This window comes from Pseudomonas sp. zbq_18, from assembly GCF_043102245.1.
GTDB lineage: Bacteria > Pseudomonadota > Gammaproteobacteria > Pseudomonadales > Pseudomonadaceae > Aquipseudomonas.
In genome coordinates, this window is record NZ_JBICIT010000017.1 from 61,509 (window position 1) to 75,666 (window position 14,158).

Genomic DNA, 14,158 nt, shown 5'->3' on the forward strand with positions numbered 1-14,158 from the left:
TTCCTATGAGCGTCACAACCGTCCGGCTTCAGCCAGAACTCGAAGAAAATCTTGGAGCTATGGCAGAGAAGCTTCACAGAAGCAAAAGTTGGCTTATTAATCAAGCACTTAGAGAATTCTTTGAGCGTCAGGAGCTAGAACAGACCCGCTGGCAAGAAACACTGCAAGCTATGGAGTCTGTGGCGCAAGGCCGAGTCGTTTCCGGCGAAGCTGTAAGTGCCTGGCTTCAAAGCTGGGGCAGCTCCAATGAACTGCCACCACCGAAGGCGGGCCAATGAAGTTGGTCTACTCAGAAGAATCCGTGGCAGATTTGGTTCGTCTCCGAGCATTCATTGCTGAAAAAGATCCCCTTGCTGCTGCACGTGTAGCAACAGAACTCATTGCACGCATCGAAAATCTTCGCCTATTCCCAACAATGGGCCGCGCAGTTGAATTAGCACCAGACCCCAAAGCTATTCGTGACGCAGTTTTCGGTAAATACGTAATTCGGTATGCCACCCATACCGAAACTATCGTGATTCTTCGCATATGGCACCACTATGAAGACCGCATGCAAAGCATCTAACTACTGGTCAAGTCGCTCGCTTCGCTCACTCGGCCCCGGCTAAAGCCGGCCCCTTCGCTTAACCCTCAGAGACAATAAATCATGGAGTTCGTAAGACTCCACGGCGTCTCAAAACAACCCCATCTGTTTATCCACCAAGTCCCTGAAATCATCTCCCACGAACGGCAATATCGCGTCGGCGATAGGTTGCAACTGGCGCGTCAGGTAGTGCTCGTAGTCGATGCGGGCGGTGCGGCTTTCCAGGGGTTCCGGGCCGGCGGTGGTGATCAGGTAGCTGATCCAGCTGCCCCGTGAATACTGCTGCGGGCGACCCAGGCGCTGGTTGTGTTCGTCGGCCAGGCGCGCGGCGCGCACATGGGGCGGTACGTTGCGCTCGTATTCGTCGAGGCGGCGGCGCAGGCGCTTGCGGTAGACGAGCAGCTCATCCAGTTCGCCGGCCAGGGTGCGGCGCACATAGTCACGCACGTAGTCCTGATAGGGGCGCCGCTCGAAGATGCGTCGATACAGCTCCTGCTGGAACTGCTGGGCCAGCGGCGACCAGTCGGTGCGCACGGTTTCCAGGCCCTTGAAGACCATGTCGTGGCTGCCGTCGGCACGCCGTACCAGGCCGGCGTAGCGCTTCTTGCTACCCTCCTCCGCGCCGCGGATGGTGGGCATGAGGAAGCGGCTGTAGTGGGTTTCGTACTGCAGTTCCAGGGCGCTGGTCAGGCCGTATTCGCTGTGCAGATGTTCGCGCCACCAGTGGTTGACCTGCTGCACCAGCGCCTTGCCGATGCGTGTCGCATCCTCTTCGCCATGTGCCTGGTTGAGCCAGACGAAGGTGGAGTCGGTGTCGCCGTAGATCACCTGGTAGCCCTGGGCTTCGATCAGCTCGCGGGTGCGGCGCATGATGGCGTGGCCGCGCAGGGTGATGGACGAAGCCAGGCGGGTGTCGAAGAAGCGGCAGCCACTGGAGCCGAGCACACCGTAGAAGGCGTTCATGATGATTTTCAGCGCCTGCGACAGCGCGGCGTTGCCCTCGCGCTTGGCTGCCTCGCGGCCCTGCCACACACGCTCGACGATGGCCGGCAGGCAGTGCTGGCTGCGTGAGAAGCGGGCGCCGCGAAAGCCCTCTACCGAGTGTTGGTCATCCGGGTGGGCCAGGCCTTCGATCAGCCCTACCGGGTCGATCAGGAAGCTGCGGATGATCGAGGGGTACAGGCTCTTGTAGTCCAGCACCAGCACCGACTCGTACAGGCCCGGCCGCGAGTTCATGACGAAGCCGCCTGGGCTGGCCTGGGGCATCTTTTCGCCCAGGTTGGGCGCGACGTAGCCCATGCGGTGCATCGGTGGCAGGTACAGGTGGGTGAAGGCCGCCACTGAGCCGCCGCTGCGGTCGGCGGCCAGGCCGGTAGTGGCCGAGCGCTCCAGCAGGAAGTCGATCAGCTTGGTGTGCGCGAAGATGCGCGTGACCAGTTCACAGTCCCTGAGGTTGTAGCGCGCCAGTGCGGGCTTGTCCTCGGCGAACATGCGGTTGATTTCGTCCATGCGCTCATAGGGCGTGTCGATCGCCTTGCCCTCGCCGAGCAGCGTCTGCGCCACGCTCTCCAGGCTGAACGAGGGGAAGTTCCAGGTGGCCGAGCGCAGCGCCTCGATGCCGTCGATGATCAGCCGGCCGGCCGCCGAGGCGAAGTAGTGCTTCTGGTTGACGTGCTCGCGCCATTCCATCTCGTCGCCGCCCCGGCCCAGGCGCAGCGGCACCTGCAGCTGGCGGGCATGCTCGTGCAGCACGCGCAGGTCGAACTGCACCAGGTTCCAGCCGATGATGGCATCCGGGTCGTGCTCGGCCAGCCAGGTATTCAAGCGCTGCAGCAGCTCGGCGCGGCTGGCGCAGTATTCGAGGTCGAAATCCACCTCGGCCGGCACGCCGGGGGCTGAGCCGAGCATATACACCTGGCGCTGCCCGCAGCCTTCGATGGCGATGGAGTACAAGTCGCCACGCTCGCTGGTTTCGATATCCAGGGAGGCCAGGCGCAGCGTGGGGCGATAGTCCGGGTCGGGCTTGAGCCGTGCATCGAGCAGCACACCCTCCCCGTCGGGGCTGCCGGCGAACTGCACGGGCGCGGTGATGAATCGCTCCATCAGGTAACGCTCGGGCGGGCGGATATCGGCCTCGTAGACGTCCACGCCATGACGACGCAGGTGCTTGTCCAGTTTGATCAGCTGGCGGTGCGAGCGGCAGTACAGCCCCAGCACCGGGCGCCGGCGAAAATCCTGCAGCCCCAGCGGGCGTAATTCCACACCGCGCTCGCCCTGCAGCAAGGTCTCGGCCCGTTCGCGCTGCGAGGCGGGGATGAAGGCGACGGAGGTTTGCAGCGGCAGGCGTACGCGTTGCGGGCCGCTGTCGCTGGCCAGCCAGAACTCCACCTCGGTACCGGCGGCGGTATCGCGCCAATGGCGGGTCAGAACGAAGCCCCGTTGTAGAGTCACCACAGCATCCAATCGCGAAAACAGCCGGCGATTCTAGCGAGTGCGGCGCAGCGCGGCAGCCGGTTCATCCTGCAGCGCTGCCAGCACCCGCTCGGCGTTGGCGCTGCAGGCCATGCCCTCCGGCTTGCTCTCGACGCCGTCGATGATGGCCAGCAGGTGTGCCTTGCTCTGTGCCAGGCGTTGCTGCATGGCCTCGATCTCCGCGACCTTGCGCCGCAGGCTAGCCAGCAGCTCATCGTGGCGCCAGCTCTGCGCCTCAGGGTCCGGCAGCAGGTTGCGGATCTCCTCCAGGCTGAAGCCGGCCTGCTGCGAGCAGATGATGATGCCCAGGGTTTGCAGGGTCTGCTCCGTGTACGCGCGATAGCCATTGGCCTGGCGCTGGGCGGAAATCAGGCCGCTGGCCTCGTAGAAGCGGATGCGCGAGGCCGCCAGGCCGGAACGCTTGGCCAGTTCACCGATTTTCATGATGGGTTCCTCTGCGGGGGCGCCTGTCTTTGGTAGGTCTAGGGTTGGGTAGGTTAAGGCGCGAAGTGCCGAAGCCCAACATCGGAGCTGTCTGAGCGTTCATGTGTTGGGCTTCGCTGCGCTCAACCCAACCTACGTGCTCTGTGGGAGCGGCTTTAGCCGCGATCAGGGGGCATTTTGCAGGGCCTCATCGCGGCTAGAGCCGCTCCCACAAGGCAAAAATATCGAATGAAACCCTATTGACCTTAAAGTTTACTTCAACATTAGGCTTTGCCCACCTTCTACCGGGAGAACCGCCTCATGTCACCCTTCCAGCCCCTGCAACTGCCCAACGGCGCCACCCTTCCCAACCGCATCGGCAAAGCCTCGATGGAGGAAAACCTGGCCGATGCCACGCAAGGTCCCTCGACCGAACTGCTGCGTCTGTACCAGGCGTGGGCCGACGGCGGCGCCGGGCTGCTGCTGAGCGGCAACGTGATGATCGACCGCCGCGCGATGACCGGCCCCGGCGGCGTGGTGCTGGAAGATGACCGGCAGCTGGACAAATTCCGCGAGTGGGCGCGTATCGGTCGTGCCCAGGGCGCGCAGTTCTGGCTGCAGATCAACCATCCCGGCCGGCAGATGCAGGCCAACCTTGGCCAACCCACCGTCGCGCCCTCGGCGGTGGCGCTGGACATGGGCGGGCTGTCCAAGCTGTTCCCCGTGCCCAAGGCGCTGACCGACGAAGAGATCGGTGCGCTGATCCAGCGTTTCGCCCGCACCGCCGAGCTGGCCGAGCAGGCCGGCTTCACCGGTGTGCAGATTCACGCGGCGCACGGCTACCTGCTCAGCCAGTTCCTCTCGCCGCTGACCAACAAGCGCACAGACAGCTGGGGTGGCCCGCTGGAAAACCGCGCGCGCTTCCTGCTGGAAGTGGTCAAGGCCGTGCGCGCTCGCGTCTCATCGGGCTTTTGCGTGGCGGTCAAGCTGAACTCGGCAGACTTCCAGCGCGGCGGCTTCGACGCTGCCGATGCCAAGCGTGTGGTCGAACTGCTCAATGCGCTGCCGGTGGATCTGGTCGAACTCTCCGGTGGCAGCTACGAGGCACCGGCCATGCAAGGCGATGCGCGCGACGGCCGCACCCTGGCCCGCGAGGCCTACTTCCTGGAGTTCGCCGGGGAAATCGCCGCCGTGGCCAGGATGCCACTGATGGTCACCGGCGGTATTCGCCGCCTGCCGGTGGTCGAACAGGTGCTGGACAGCGGCGTGGCCGTGGCCGGCATCGCCACCGCCCTGGCCATCGAGCCGGGCCTGCCCAAGCGCTGGCAGGCCGGCGAGCAGCAACTGAGCGCCGAGCTGCCGCCGATTCGCTGGAAGAACAAGACCCTGGCCGCGCTGGCCTACATGGCCACGGTGAAGTTCCAGATGCGCCGCCTGAGCCACGGCAAGGCCAGCAAACCGAACGTTTCGCCGCTGCGCGCCTTCCTCACCGAGCAGGTCAAGACAGCGCGGCGCACGCGCCTGTACAAACGCCTGATGGCCAGCGCTTAAGCCGCCAGGTGCCCGGTCTTGCACCAGAGCAGGCACCCCTCAGAACTGAACGGGGTGTGCGTGAAACCCGGCGGGCAGCGCAGCCAGCTGCCCGCCGGATAGGTGCCCCGCTCGTCCTGCAGGCCGCCTTGCAAGACCAGATATTCCGCGCCGCCGGGGTAATGTCGCGGCGCCCCCGTCGTGCCGGCCGGGCAGCGTTGTAAAAGCACCTGCTCGGTAGCGAAGCGGTGCAGCACCAGCTCGTCCAGGCCAGGCGCTGCGCCAGGCTGCCAGGCGGCGTGATGGTGATTGACCACCACCTCGGCCGTGTCCTCCACGGCGAACTGCATCAGCTTGACGAAAATGGTGCAGCCCTCGCGGCTAAACGGCGTGTGCCGGCTGCCGATGGGATTGCGCACATAGGTGCCGGCCGGGTAGTCGCCGCGCTCGTCGGAGAACACCCCGTCCAGCACCAGAAACTCCTCGCCGCCCGGGTGGGCATGGGCGCTGAACTGCGAGCCCGGCGCGTAGCGCACGATGGACGTGGCCCGCGCCAGCTCTTCACCGATGCGGTCGAGCATCTGCCGCTCCACCCCGGGCAGCGGCGAGGCCACCCAGGGCGCATCGCCCGGGCGGATCACCACCGGCAGGCTGAAGTCGGCATTGAGGCGCATGCCGGGCTTACCAGCTACCGACGTTGGGCATGGAGGCCCACGGCTCGGCCGGTGCCAGCGGCTCGCCCTTCTGCAGCAGCTCGATGGAGATCTGATCCGGCGAACGCACGAACGCCATGTGGCCATCGCGCGGCGGGCGGTTGATGGTCACGCCGTGCTCCTGCAGACGCTGGCAGGCGGCGTAGATGTCGTCCACCAGATAGGCCAGGTGGCCGAAGTTGCGCGCACCGCCGTAGTCCTCGGTGTCCCAGTTGTAGGTCAGCTCGACCTGGGCGTCGTGATCGCCCGGGGCGGCCAGGTAGACCAGGGTGAAACGACCCTGGGGATACTCGCGCTGCTTGACCACTTCCAGGCCAAGAGCATCGCGGTAGAAGCGCAGGGAGGCGTCCAGATCACGGACGCGGACCATGGTATGCAGGTATTTCATCGATCAGTTCCGCTCGAGTAGGGCCAGCAGAGCTTCGGCGCTGGCATCCGAAGAGGCAGGATTCTGCCCGGTGACCAGCAGCCCGTCGACCTCGACGTGGCTGCTCCAGTCCTCACCACGGCCATACACCCCGCCGTGGCCCTTGAGCATGTCTTCGACCAGGAAGGGCACCACATCGCTGAGCTGCACCGCGTCTTCCTCGCTGTTGCTGAAACCGGTGACACGCTTGCCGCGCACCAGCGGCGTGCCGTCGGCGGCCCTGACGTGGCGCAGCACGCCCGGCGCATGGCACACGGCGCCGACCGGCTTGCCGAGGGCGATGAAGCGCTCGATCAGGGCGATGGAGGTGACGTCTTCGGCCAGGTCCCACAGCGGGCCGTGGCCACCGGGGTAGAACAGCGCATCGAAGTCTTCGGCGCGCACCTGGGCCAGCGGCAGCGTGCCGGCCAGTGCCTGCTGCGCCTCGGCATCGCCGGCAAAGCGCCGGGTGGCAGCGGTCTGCGCGTCCGGGGCATCGCTCTTCGGGTCGATCGGCGGCTGGCCGCCCTTGGGCGAAGCCAGGGTGAGCTGCGCCCCGGCGTCCTTGAACACGTAATAGGGCGAGGCGAACTCTTCCAGCCAGAAGCCGGTCTTGTGGCCGGTGTTGCCGAGTTGGTCGTGGGACGTAAGGACCAGCAGAATCTTCATGAACAACTCCTCGGGACAGCGCCCGCTGCGATTGCGATGGTTCAGAGGCTAGGACCTCAGCCTCGGCTCGAACATTCGAAAACTTTTATTTCTGGCATTCGGAAAGTGGATGGCACGTAGAAACGGCCCGGCTTAACGGCTGGCTCAACGCGCCTCCAGCTGCTCGATCAGGGCTTCGGCCAGGGCCTTGTCGGAGAACGGGTTCTGCCCGGTGATCAGCTCGCGGTCGACCACCACGTGCGGCTGCCAGGCCTGGGCGTATTGCATGTCGCCACCGGCGGCAGCCATGGCAGGTGCCGGGTAGTAGCGGATGCGCGCGCCCTCCAGCGAGCCCTCGAACACGGCTTCCTCCGGGTCGGAGAAAATGGTCATGCGGTAGCCCTGGTAGGTCCAGTCGGCAGCCGCCGGCTTTTCGCCGCGCACCAGCGCCGCCTCGTAGCCCTGCGGGTCGGCCTGCGCCGCCAGCAACGCGATGGGACCATGGCAGATGGCGGCGGTGGGCTTGCCGGCCTGGTGGAAGTGGCGCAGCAACGCCCCGACCTGCGGGTTGTTGGCCAGGTCGATCAGCGGCGCGTGGCCCCCGGGGATGAACAGCCCCTCGTACTGGCTCAGGTCGCCCGCCAGCACCTCGCCCAGCGACAGTGTGTCGCCAATGCCCGGCAACCCGGCCACCAGCTGCTGGATGCGCTGCATCTCGGTCGCATCGCCGCCGAAGTACTGCGGGTCGACCGATCGTTCGTCCACGCTCGGTGCGTTGCCCTTGGGCGTCACCAGCACCAGCTCGTAACCGGCCTTGAGCAGGCGGTCGGCCGGCACGCCGAACTCGTTGAGGTAGTAGCCGGTGGCGTAACGCTGGCCATCCTTGAGCGCCAGCTGGTTCTCGCTGGACAGCAGCACCAGCACCTGGCCCTTGGGCTCGGCGGCGAAAGTGGGCGTGGCAATGAGGCTGGCCAGCACGGCCAGGGCAAGCGGTTGAAAGGTCTTCATGGGTGCCTCCAGAGAATGCGCAGAACGGTGATCCGTTCGAATGAGGCGAATCTTAGGCGGACGGTTATGATTCGATAATTCGAAAGCTCTTATTCCTGGTATCCAAAAATTGAATATCGCTAACAAGGATCTCAACCTGCTGCTGGTCTTCCATGTGCTCTACCAGGAGCGCAATGCCACCCAGGCTGCGCAGCGCATGGCGCTCAGCCAGCCGGCGCTGAGCCACAAACTGAACAAGCTGCGCCATGCCTTCGGCGATCCGCTGTTCGTGCGTGCGCCGCGAGGCCTCACGCCGACGCCACGGGCGCACCAGCTGGCGCCGCAGGTGCAGCGTCTGGTGGCGGAGCTGGAAGCCTTCTACGACCAGTGCGACGGCCGCGACTTTCTCCAGCGCGCCGAGCGTATCCACCTCTACACCACCGACTATATGGAGCAGACCCTGCTGCCGCACCTGCTACCGCGCCTGCGCGCGCAGGCGCCGAACCTGATTCTGATCACCCACAACACCCGCGGCCTGCTGCCCCGCGAAGAGCTGGAGAAAGGCACCTGCGACCTGGCCATCGCCGGCTTCTACGACAACCTGCCGGACACCTTTCACCAGCAGCGCCTGCTGTCCGAAGACTTCGTGGTGCTGGCGGATGCCGGCAATCCATACCTGGCGCAGGCGTTCGACCTGGACGCCTTTCTCGCCTGCGAACACCTGCTGACGACCCTGACCGGCGACCTCAACGGCCTGGTCGACCGTGCCCTGGAGCGCCTGGGCCACCGGCGCCGGGTGGCTGCCGGGCTGTCCAGCTTCATCGCCCCGACCCGCCTGATCCGCGACACGCAGATGCTGCTGACCTGCCTGCGCTCGGTGGCCGAAGAGGCGGCGGCGCGCGACACGCAGCTGCGCCTGCTGCCGCTGCCGGCGGCGCTCGAGCTGCCCCGCGTGGACGTCATGCAGATCTGGCACGAACGCACCGATGCCGACCCGCTGCGCCGCTGGCTGCGCCAGCAGATTCAGCAGGTGGCCGGCACCCTCAGGCCTTGAGGCCGTCGAGCACCTGGCGGCTGCGCTCGAACCAGCCAAGCAGGTAATCCGCCAGCGCCTGGGTGCGCCGTGGCAGGCTGCCCTGCCAGGGATGCACGAGAAACACCGGCGTGCTGCGGGTCTGGTAATCGCTGAGCAGCCAGCGCAGGCGGCCGTCGCGCAGCTCCTCCTGCACCATGTAGGACGGCAGACGGGCGATGCCGGCGCCATTCAGCGCCGCCTTCTTCAGCAGGCTGTAATGGTTGCTGGCCAGTTGACCGGCTACCGGCACCCGCTCCAGCTGGTGCTGACGGTGATACAGCCACTCGGCGAAGCCGCTGTAGTGGGTATTGAGCAGGCACTCGTGCCCGGCCAGCTGTGCCGGCACCTGCGGCGTGCCGTGGCAGGCCAGGTAGTCGGGCGTGGCGCAGGTGATCTCCTGCAGGGCGAACAGCGGCCTGGCCACCAGCCGTTCGTCCAGCTGCTGGCCGGAGCGGATGCCCAGATCGAAGCCCTCGGCGATCAGGTCGCGGTAGGTGTTGGCCAGGTCCAGCTCGATGCGCACCCGCGGGTACTGACGGGCGAAATCCAGCAGCAGCGCATCGAAGAAAGTCTCGCCCAGGGACACCGGCACGGTCAGGCGCACACTGCCGGCCACCTCCTCCTGCAGCCCCTGCACCACCTGTAAGGCTTTCTGCGCCTGGGCCTGCAGCGCCTGCGCCTCGGGCAGCAGGGCCGCGCCGGCGGCGGTCAGGTGCAGGCGCCGTGTGGTGCGGTGCAGCAACTGGCTGCCCAGGCGCCTTTCCAGAGCGCTGATGCGCTTGGACAGCTGCCCCTTGCTGCAGCCCAGGCGCTCGGCAGCTGCGGTGAAGCTGCCCAGCTCGATCAGCTGGGCAAAGGCCGCCAGGTCTTCCAGATCACTCATGGCAACGCTCATTGTTTCCATATGAAAACTAAAGGTTTCACATTGCCTGGATTATTGGCAACAGAAGACTCCCTAGACTGGCCCCCATCAACCATGCAATCGGGAGTCCAATCATGAAAATCATCCTTGTCGGCGCCAGCGGTACCATCGGCCAGGCCATCGAACGCGAACTGGGCGAACGCCACCAGATCATCCGCGTCGGCCGCAGCAGCGGCGAGTACCAGGTCGACATCAGCGACACCGCCTCCATCCGTCGCCTGTTCGAACAGGTCGGCCCGTTCGATGCGCTGATCAGCGCCGCCGGCAACGCCCACTTCGGCGCCCTGGAAGAGCTGGGTGAAAAGGAGTTTGCCGTCGGCCTCAACGACAAGCTGATGGGCCAGGTGAACCTGGTGCTGATCGGCCGCGAGTTCGCCAACGACGGCGCCTCCTTCACCCTCACCTCCGGCATCCTCAGCGAAGACCCGATCCGCTACGGCGCCGCCGTGAGCACGGTCAACGCCGCCGTCGACGCCTTCGCCCGCGCCGCGGCCATCGAACTACCCCGCGGCCTGCGCATCAATGCGGTGAGCCCGACCATTCTGGAGGAGTCGCTACCGGCCTACGGGCCCTACTTCCGCGGCTTCAAGGCGGTACCGGCAGCCACCGTGGCGCTGGCCTACGCCAAGAGCGCGGAAGGCCTGCAGACCGGCCAGGTCTATCGGGTGCTGTAAAGCCATGGTTGCCTGAGTGGCCTGGCGGTGGCACCGTGGGGGCGTGTTTCACACAGGGACGCCCCCATGTACCGCGCAATCAGCCTACTGACCCTCTGCGGCCTGCTGGCCGCCTGCTCCTCCAACCCCGAGACCAAGTCCGCTGCGCACAGCGGCGACGGTCGCTGCAACGCCGAAGCGGTGCAGCACTTCGTCGACAAGCGCATCACCACCGAGATGGCCGATGAAGCCCGCGTGGAATCCGGTGCCAAGTACCTGCGCGTCACCCAGCCCAACCAACCGGTGACTATGGACTACAACCCGCAGCGCCTGAACATCGACATCGACGACGCCGACACCATCGTGCGTCTGAGTTGCGGCTGATCCTGCGCTAGGCCGCCGGGCTTTGCACCGCGGACTGCTCGATGCGCAGCGCCATGTGCCGAATCAGGCCGCTGCCCATCAACTGCCCGAGCACTTGCATGTGCGGCAGGCCCAGGTGTGCCTGCAACGCCTCCTCGGAGTGCCAGAGGCTACGCAGCAACCAGTGGTCACGGCCCTGCAGGCCCTGGTGCAGTTCACACCCCAGGCACTCCACATCGCCCTGCACCTGCAGCCGCAACTCCCCCAGGTGCAGACCAAGCTGTGCGCCGCCCCCCTCGCGCGCCTGAAAACTGGCCAGGCCAATGATTGCTCGCTTCATCCACTCATCCTCCGCAAGGAGCGCTCAGTTGAGAGCCCATGAACATGACTGTTGCAGCGGCTGTACTCGTGCAATGTGCAAGATGAACACCCGCTGATGATGAACAGCGCCTGTCCTGCAGAGTGCCTGCGCCTTGGCCCGGGGCGTTAACCAGATGCTGCCTATGACTTGCACGATCCTGCCTGGCGCGGAAAATCTGCAGCGGTTTGCAATAACGGCCCGGACATTGCAACCTGCGTCCGGTTCCTGCAGACGAGATCGCCCTTGAACAGACTGCTGCTACTCCTGCTGTTTGCGGCGCTACCCGCCCAGAGTGCGGACTGGCAGATCTATACCCACAGCCTGGGCAGCCAGGCCAGCGTGATCGACGGCGAGCTGCGCGGACATCCACATGGTGGCAAGCGCGCCTTCTACGTGGAACTGGTGCGTGCCTTGCTGGACGAGTTGCAGCAACCCGCCCCCATCCTCGAAGTCCCCCTGGCACGCGGGCTGAAGATGGTGCAGTCACGCGCTAATGTGGTGCTGTTCAACCTCAGCCGCACCCGCGAGCGTGAAAGCCTAGTGCACTGGGTCGGCCCCACGCTGCAGGAAACCGACTACTTCTACGAGCTGAAGGCCGAGCCAACCAACATCCGCGTGATGGAAGACGCCGTCACACTCCCCGTCTGCGTGCTCAACGGCAGCTCGCACGACAGCCTGCTCAGCGACCGCGCCTTCACCCAGGTGCACAGGGCCAACTCCTATGCCGGCTGTTTCCGCATGCTGGCCGCAGGTCGCGTACAACTGGTGGCCTCGGCCGACAGCGACCTGCAACGCAAATTGGCCGAAGCCAAGGTCGCTGCAGCAGATGTCACGGCGACGGCTGTCTCGCTGGGCCGCGACGAAGGCTATATCGCGCTGTCCATCGATACCCCCGCAGGCGAAGTGACACGCTGGCGCCAGGCGCTTGCCCAATTGATCCGCGACGGCCGCTACCAGCGCCTGCAAGCCCTGTACGCACACTAAGGGTCTGCACGATTCTGCGCAGCGCTTGCCCAATCCTGCCGATCTTCCCATCCACGCGGGACAGGCCCGCAGCCGCTGGCTAAGCTGCGCCCATTCTGGAGGAACGCCCATGTCTGCAGCCGCGATCGAAACCAGCCTGGAAGCGCAACGCCGGGAACTGGCCAAGCTCATTGCCCAAATTGCCCGGGAAGACGGCATCCACGAGAGCGCCATTGCCGATCTGGTGCTGTTTCGCGCCAGCGAGCCTTCGCCCATCACCCACTGCCTGTATCGCCCGGCCCTGTGCGTCATGGCCCAGGGGCAGAAAGTGGTGCGGCTGGAAGAGGAATGCTTTGTCTACGACCCGCTGCATTACCTGGTGGCTTCGGTCACCCTGCCGGTCACCGGCGAGGTGACCCAGGCATCGAACGCTGCGCCCTACCTGAGCCTGCGCCTGGACCTCGACCCGCTGGAGCTGGGCGAGCTGATCAGCAGCGCCGGCCCGATTGCCGTGACCAAGCGCAGCAGTGGTCGCGGCCTGCATGTCGACCGCATGGATCAACCGCTGCTGGATGCGCTGATCCGCCTGCTGCGCCTGCTGGACACGCCCCGCGACATCCCCATGCTGGCCCCGCTGATTCGTCGCGAAATTCTCTATCGCCTGTTGTGCAGCCCGCAGGGCCAGCTTCTACGCGACATCGCCACGGCCGACAGCCAGGCGCACCGGGTCAACCGCGCCATCGAATGGCTCAACCTCAACTACCACAAGCCGCTGCGCATCGACGACCTGGCCCGCGAGGCCAACCTCAGCACCTCGACCCTGCACCACCGCTTCAAGGCGGTGACCGCCATGAGCCCGCTGCAGTACCAGAAGCAACTGCGCCTGCAGGAAGCGCGACGCCTGATGTTGTGCGAGCACTTGGACGTCTCCAGTGCCGGCTATAGAGTCGGCTATGAGAGCCCCTCGCAGTTCAGCCGCGAATACAGCCGCCTGTTCGGCGCGCCGCCGATTCGCGACCTGGCCCGGCTGCGGGAAACGGGCTGACTACCAGGCCAGCTCCAGCTCGCTGCGGAACTGCCGCCGCTCGCCGGTCAGCGGGTCGTCGAAGCTCAGCGCCTGGGCCAGCAGCTTGAGCGGGCGGCTGAAATCATCCACGCCCTTTTCGTCGGTCAGCAGCGGGTAGAAGCTGTCGTTGCAGATCGCCGCACCCAGCGCCGCCATGTGCACGCGCAGCTGGTGCTGTTTGCCGGTGATCGGCCACAGGCGGTAGCGCCACAGCTCGCCGTGACGCTCCAGCACCTCCAGCAGGGTTTCGCTGTTGGCCTCACCGGGCACTTCGCGCATGCGGAAGAACGGCTCGCCCTTTTCCAGCCGCGACCGGCGGCGCAGCGGGAATTCATACTGCGGCAAGGCCGGGGCGATGGCCTGGTAGACCTTGTCGATGCGCCGCTCGCGAAACAATGCCTGGTAGGCGCCGCGGGTCTGCGGGTTGCTGGAGAACAGCACCAGCCCGGCGGTATGCCGGTCGATACGGTGCAGCGGCGCCAGGTGCGCATTGCCGGTCTCGCGCACCAGGCGGGTGAGCAGCGTCTGTTCGGCGTAGTCGCCGGCCGGCATCACCGGCAGAAAATGCGGTTTGTCGGCGATCAGGATGTGTTCGTCCTGGTGCAGGATGCGAGCGGCAAAAGGAATCTCTCGCTCGTTGGCGATCTCGCGAAAATACTGCACCCGCAGCGCCTCGCGATAAGGTTCGTCAGGGCCCAACGGGCGATCCTCGGCATCCAGCACCAGACCACGGGCCATGCGCTGCAGCCAGGTCTGCCGGGAAATCTGCGGGAAACGATCGCACAGGCAATCGAGCACCGTGGCCCAGTCGCCGGCGGGCAGGTGCAGGTAGCTGGGGCGAACGTGCAAGGGACGGGATGACATCGCTAATCCTGGCGGGCGAAAGCCGTGCATTATTCCTCAGGCGACGGCAAAACGCTGCCCGCCACAACAAGCGCACAGTGGTTCGGGTATTTGTCCCGCGACTGTACCTGCCCCACGCCAGCCGGTTAG

General features: G+C 65.6%; 17 protein-coding genes. 8 read left to right on the forward strand and 9 right to left on the reverse strand.

What is annotated here, in order from left to right; translation table 11 throughout:
* The first annotated feature begins 5 nt into the window (after positions 1-5).
* A complete protein-coding gene (locus ACF8C6_RS13725; protein WP_392499804.1) occupies positions 6-278 on the forward strand; it encodes a CopG family ribbon-helix-helix protein in 273 nt (90 codons plus the stop codon).
* Entirely contained in the window at positions 275-565 is a 291-nt protein-coding gene (locus tag ACF8C6_RS13730; protein WP_392499805.1) for a type II toxin-antitoxin system RelE/ParE family toxin, read from the forward strand. Before ACF8C6_RS13725 ends, ACF8C6_RS13730 begins: the two co-directional genes overlap by 4 nt.
* Positions 566-673: 108 nt before the next feature.
* Here ACF8C6_RS13730 and ACF8C6_RS13735 read toward each other — a convergent pair whose 3' ends face one another.
* A complete protein-coding gene (locus tag ACF8C6_RS13735) occupies positions 674-3,034 on the reverse strand; it encodes a DNA polymerase II (RefSeq protein ID WP_392499806.1) in 2,361 nt (786 codons plus the stop codon).
* Between the two features lie 33 nt (positions 3,035-3,067).
* Entirely contained in the window at positions 3,068-3,499 is a 432-nt protein-coding gene (locus ACF8C6_RS13740) for a MerR family transcriptional regulator (protein WP_392499807.1), read from the reverse strand.
* A gap of 300 nt (positions 3,500-3,799) precedes the next feature.
* Here ACF8C6_RS13740 and ACF8C6_RS13745 point away from each other — a divergent pair, with 300 nt between their 5' ends.
* Positions 3,800-5,029 carry an NADH:flavin oxidoreductase/NADH oxidase family protein gene (locus ACF8C6_RS13745; RefSeq protein ID WP_392499808.1) on the forward strand — a complete coding sequence of 410 codons (1,230 nt, stop codon included), beginning with the start codon at positions 3,800-3,802 and terminating at the stop codon, positions 5,027-5,029.
* Here ACF8C6_RS13745 and ACF8C6_RS13750 read toward each other — a convergent pair.
* The 4 genes from ACF8C6_RS13750 to ACF8C6_RS13765 form a co-directional block, all read right to left on the reverse strand.
* On the reverse strand, positions 5,026-5,682 hold the full coding sequence (locus ACF8C6_RS13750) for a cupin domain-containing protein (RefSeq protein ID WP_392499809.1): 657 nt from the start codon (positions 5,680-5,682) through the stop codon (positions 5,026-5,028). The genes ACF8C6_RS13745 and ACF8C6_RS13750 overlap by 4 nt on opposite strands.
* A gap of 7 nt (positions 5,683-5,689) precedes the next feature.
* The gene (locus tag ACF8C6_RS13755) at positions 5,690-6,109 is read right to left on the reverse strand and encodes a VOC family protein (RefSeq protein ID WP_392499810.1); all 420 of its coding nucleotides are present in this window, start codon (positions 6,107-6,109) and stop codon (positions 5,690-5,692) included.
* 3 nt (positions 6,110-6,112) lie between these two features.
* Positions 6,113-6,796: a type 1 glutamine amidotransferase domain-containing protein gene (locus ACF8C6_RS13760; protein ID WP_392499811.1), complete on the reverse strand. Its 684-nt coding sequence runs from the start codon at positions 6,794-6,796 to the stop codon at positions 6,113-6,115.
* A gap of 144 nt (positions 6,797-6,940) precedes the next feature.
* Positions 6,941-7,783, reverse strand: a complete 843-nt coding sequence (locus ACF8C6_RS13765) for a type 1 glutamine amidotransferase domain-containing protein (protein ID WP_392499812.1) — start codon at positions 7,781-7,783, stop codon at positions 6,941-6,943.
* Positions 7,784-7,892: 109 nt separating this feature from the next.
* Between ACF8C6_RS13765 and ACF8C6_RS13770 the strand changes: the two genes are divergently transcribed.
* Positions 7,893-8,816, forward strand: a complete 924-nt coding sequence (locus ACF8C6_RS13770; RefSeq protein WP_392499813.1) for a LysR substrate-binding domain-containing protein — start codon at positions 7,893-7,895, stop codon at positions 8,814-8,816.
* Here ACF8C6_RS13770 and ACF8C6_RS13775 read toward each other — a convergent pair.
* Positions 8,806-9,720 (reverse strand): LysR family transcriptional regulator, encoded by a 915-nt coding sequence (locus ACF8C6_RS13775; protein WP_392499814.1) that lies wholly within the window; start codon positions 9,718-9,720, stop codon positions 8,806-8,808. The two genes, ACF8C6_RS13770 and ACF8C6_RS13775, sit on opposite strands and share 11 nt — an antisense overlap.
* A 113-nt stretch (positions 9,721-9,833) precedes the next feature.
* Here ACF8C6_RS13775 and ACF8C6_RS13780 point away from each other — a divergent pair, with 113 nt between their 5' ends.
* Positions 9,834-10,433: a short chain dehydrogenase gene (locus tag ACF8C6_RS13780; protein WP_392499815.1), complete on the forward strand. Its 600-nt coding sequence runs from the start codon at positions 9,834-9,836 to the stop codon at positions 10,431-10,433.
* Positions 10,434-10,499: 66 nt separating this feature from the next.
* Positions 10,500-10,796: an I78 family peptidase inhibitor gene (locus tag ACF8C6_RS13785; protein WP_392499816.1), complete on the forward strand. Its 297-nt coding sequence runs from the start codon at positions 10,500-10,502 to the stop codon at positions 10,794-10,796.
* A gap of 7 nt (positions 10,797-10,803) precedes the next feature.
* Here the strand turns inward: ACF8C6_RS13785 and ACF8C6_RS13790 are convergent, their stop codons facing one another.
* Entirely contained in the window at positions 10,804-11,115 is a 312-nt protein-coding gene (locus ACF8C6_RS13790) for a putative quinol monooxygenase (protein ID WP_392499817.1), read from the reverse strand.
* A gap of 264 nt (positions 11,116-11,379) precedes the next feature.
* Between ACF8C6_RS13790 and ACF8C6_RS13795 the strand changes: the two genes are divergently transcribed.
* On the forward strand, positions 11,380-12,120 hold the full coding sequence (locus ACF8C6_RS13795; RefSeq protein ID WP_392499818.1) for a substrate-binding periplasmic protein: 741 nt from the start codon (positions 11,380-11,382) through the stop codon (positions 12,118-12,120).
* Between the two features lie 109 nt (positions 12,121-12,229).
* Positions 12,230-13,144, forward strand: a complete 915-nt coding sequence (locus tag ACF8C6_RS13800; protein WP_392499819.1) for an AraC family transcriptional regulator N-terminal domain-containing protein — start codon at positions 12,230-12,232, stop codon at positions 13,142-13,144.
* Here the strand turns inward: ACF8C6_RS13800 and ACF8C6_RS13805 are convergent, their stop codons facing one another.
* On the reverse strand, positions 13,145-14,029 hold the full coding sequence (locus ACF8C6_RS13805; RefSeq protein WP_392499820.1) for a pseudouridine synthase: 885 nt from the start codon (positions 14,027-14,029) through the stop codon (positions 13,145-13,147).
* Between the last annotated feature and the right edge of the window lie 129 nt (positions 14,030-14,158).

Bases quoted from the DNA above. Each gene is read 5' to 3' on its own strand.
- ACF8C6_RS13725 (WP_392499804.1), top strand. From the start codon at position 6: ATGAGCGTCACAACCGTCCGGCTTCAGCCAGAACTCGAAGAAAATCTT.
- ACF8C6_RS13730 (WP_392499805.1), top strand. From the start codon at position 275: ATGAAGTTGGTCTACTCAGAAGAATCCGTGGCAGATTTGGTTCGTCTC.
- ACF8C6_RS13740 (WP_392499807.1), bottom strand. From the start codon at position 3,499: ATGAAAATCGGTGAACTGGCCAAGCGTTCCGGCCTGGCGGCCTCGCGC.
- ACF8C6_RS13745 (WP_392499808.1), top strand. From the start codon at position 3,800: ATGTCACCCTTCCAGCCCCTGCAACTGCCCAACGGCGCCACCCTTCCC.
- ACF8C6_RS13750 (WP_392499809.1), bottom strand. From the start codon at position 5,682: ATGCGCCTCAATGCCGACTTCAGCCTGCCGGTGGTGATCCGCCCGGGC.
- ACF8C6_RS13755 (WP_392499810.1), bottom strand. From the start codon at position 6,109: ATGAAATACCTGCATACCATGGTCCGCGTCCGTGATCTGGACGCCTCC.
- ACF8C6_RS13760 (WP_392499811.1), bottom strand. From the start codon at position 6,796: ATGAAGATTCTGCTGGTCCTTACGTCCCACGACCAACTCGGCAACACC.
- ACF8C6_RS13765 (WP_392499812.1), bottom strand. From the start codon at position 7,783: ATGAAGACCTTTCAACCGCTTGCCCTGGCCGTGCTGGCCAGCCTCATT.
- ACF8C6_RS13775 (WP_392499814.1), bottom strand. From the start codon at position 9,720: ATGAGTGATCTGGAAGACCTGGCGGCCTTTGCCCAGCTGATCGAGCTG.
- ACF8C6_RS13780 (WP_392499815.1), top strand. From the start codon at position 9,834: ATGAAAATCATCCTTGTCGGCGCCAGCGGTACCATCGGCCAGGCCATC.
- ACF8C6_RS13785 (WP_392499816.1), top strand. From the start codon at position 10,500: ATGTACCGCGCAATCAGCCTACTGACCCTCTGCGGCCTGCTGGCCGCC.
- ACF8C6_RS13790 (WP_392499817.1), bottom strand. From the start codon at position 11,115: ATGAAGCGAGCAATCATTGGCCTGGCCAGTTTTCAGGCGCGCGAGGGG.
- ACF8C6_RS13800 (WP_392499819.1), top strand. From the start codon at position 12,230: ATGTCTGCAGCCGCGATCGAAACCAGCCTGGAAGCGCAACGCCGGGAA.
- ACF8C6_RS13805 (WP_392499820.1), bottom strand. From the start codon at position 14,029: ATGTCATCCCGTCCCTTGCACGTTCGCCCCAGCTACCTGCACCTGCCC.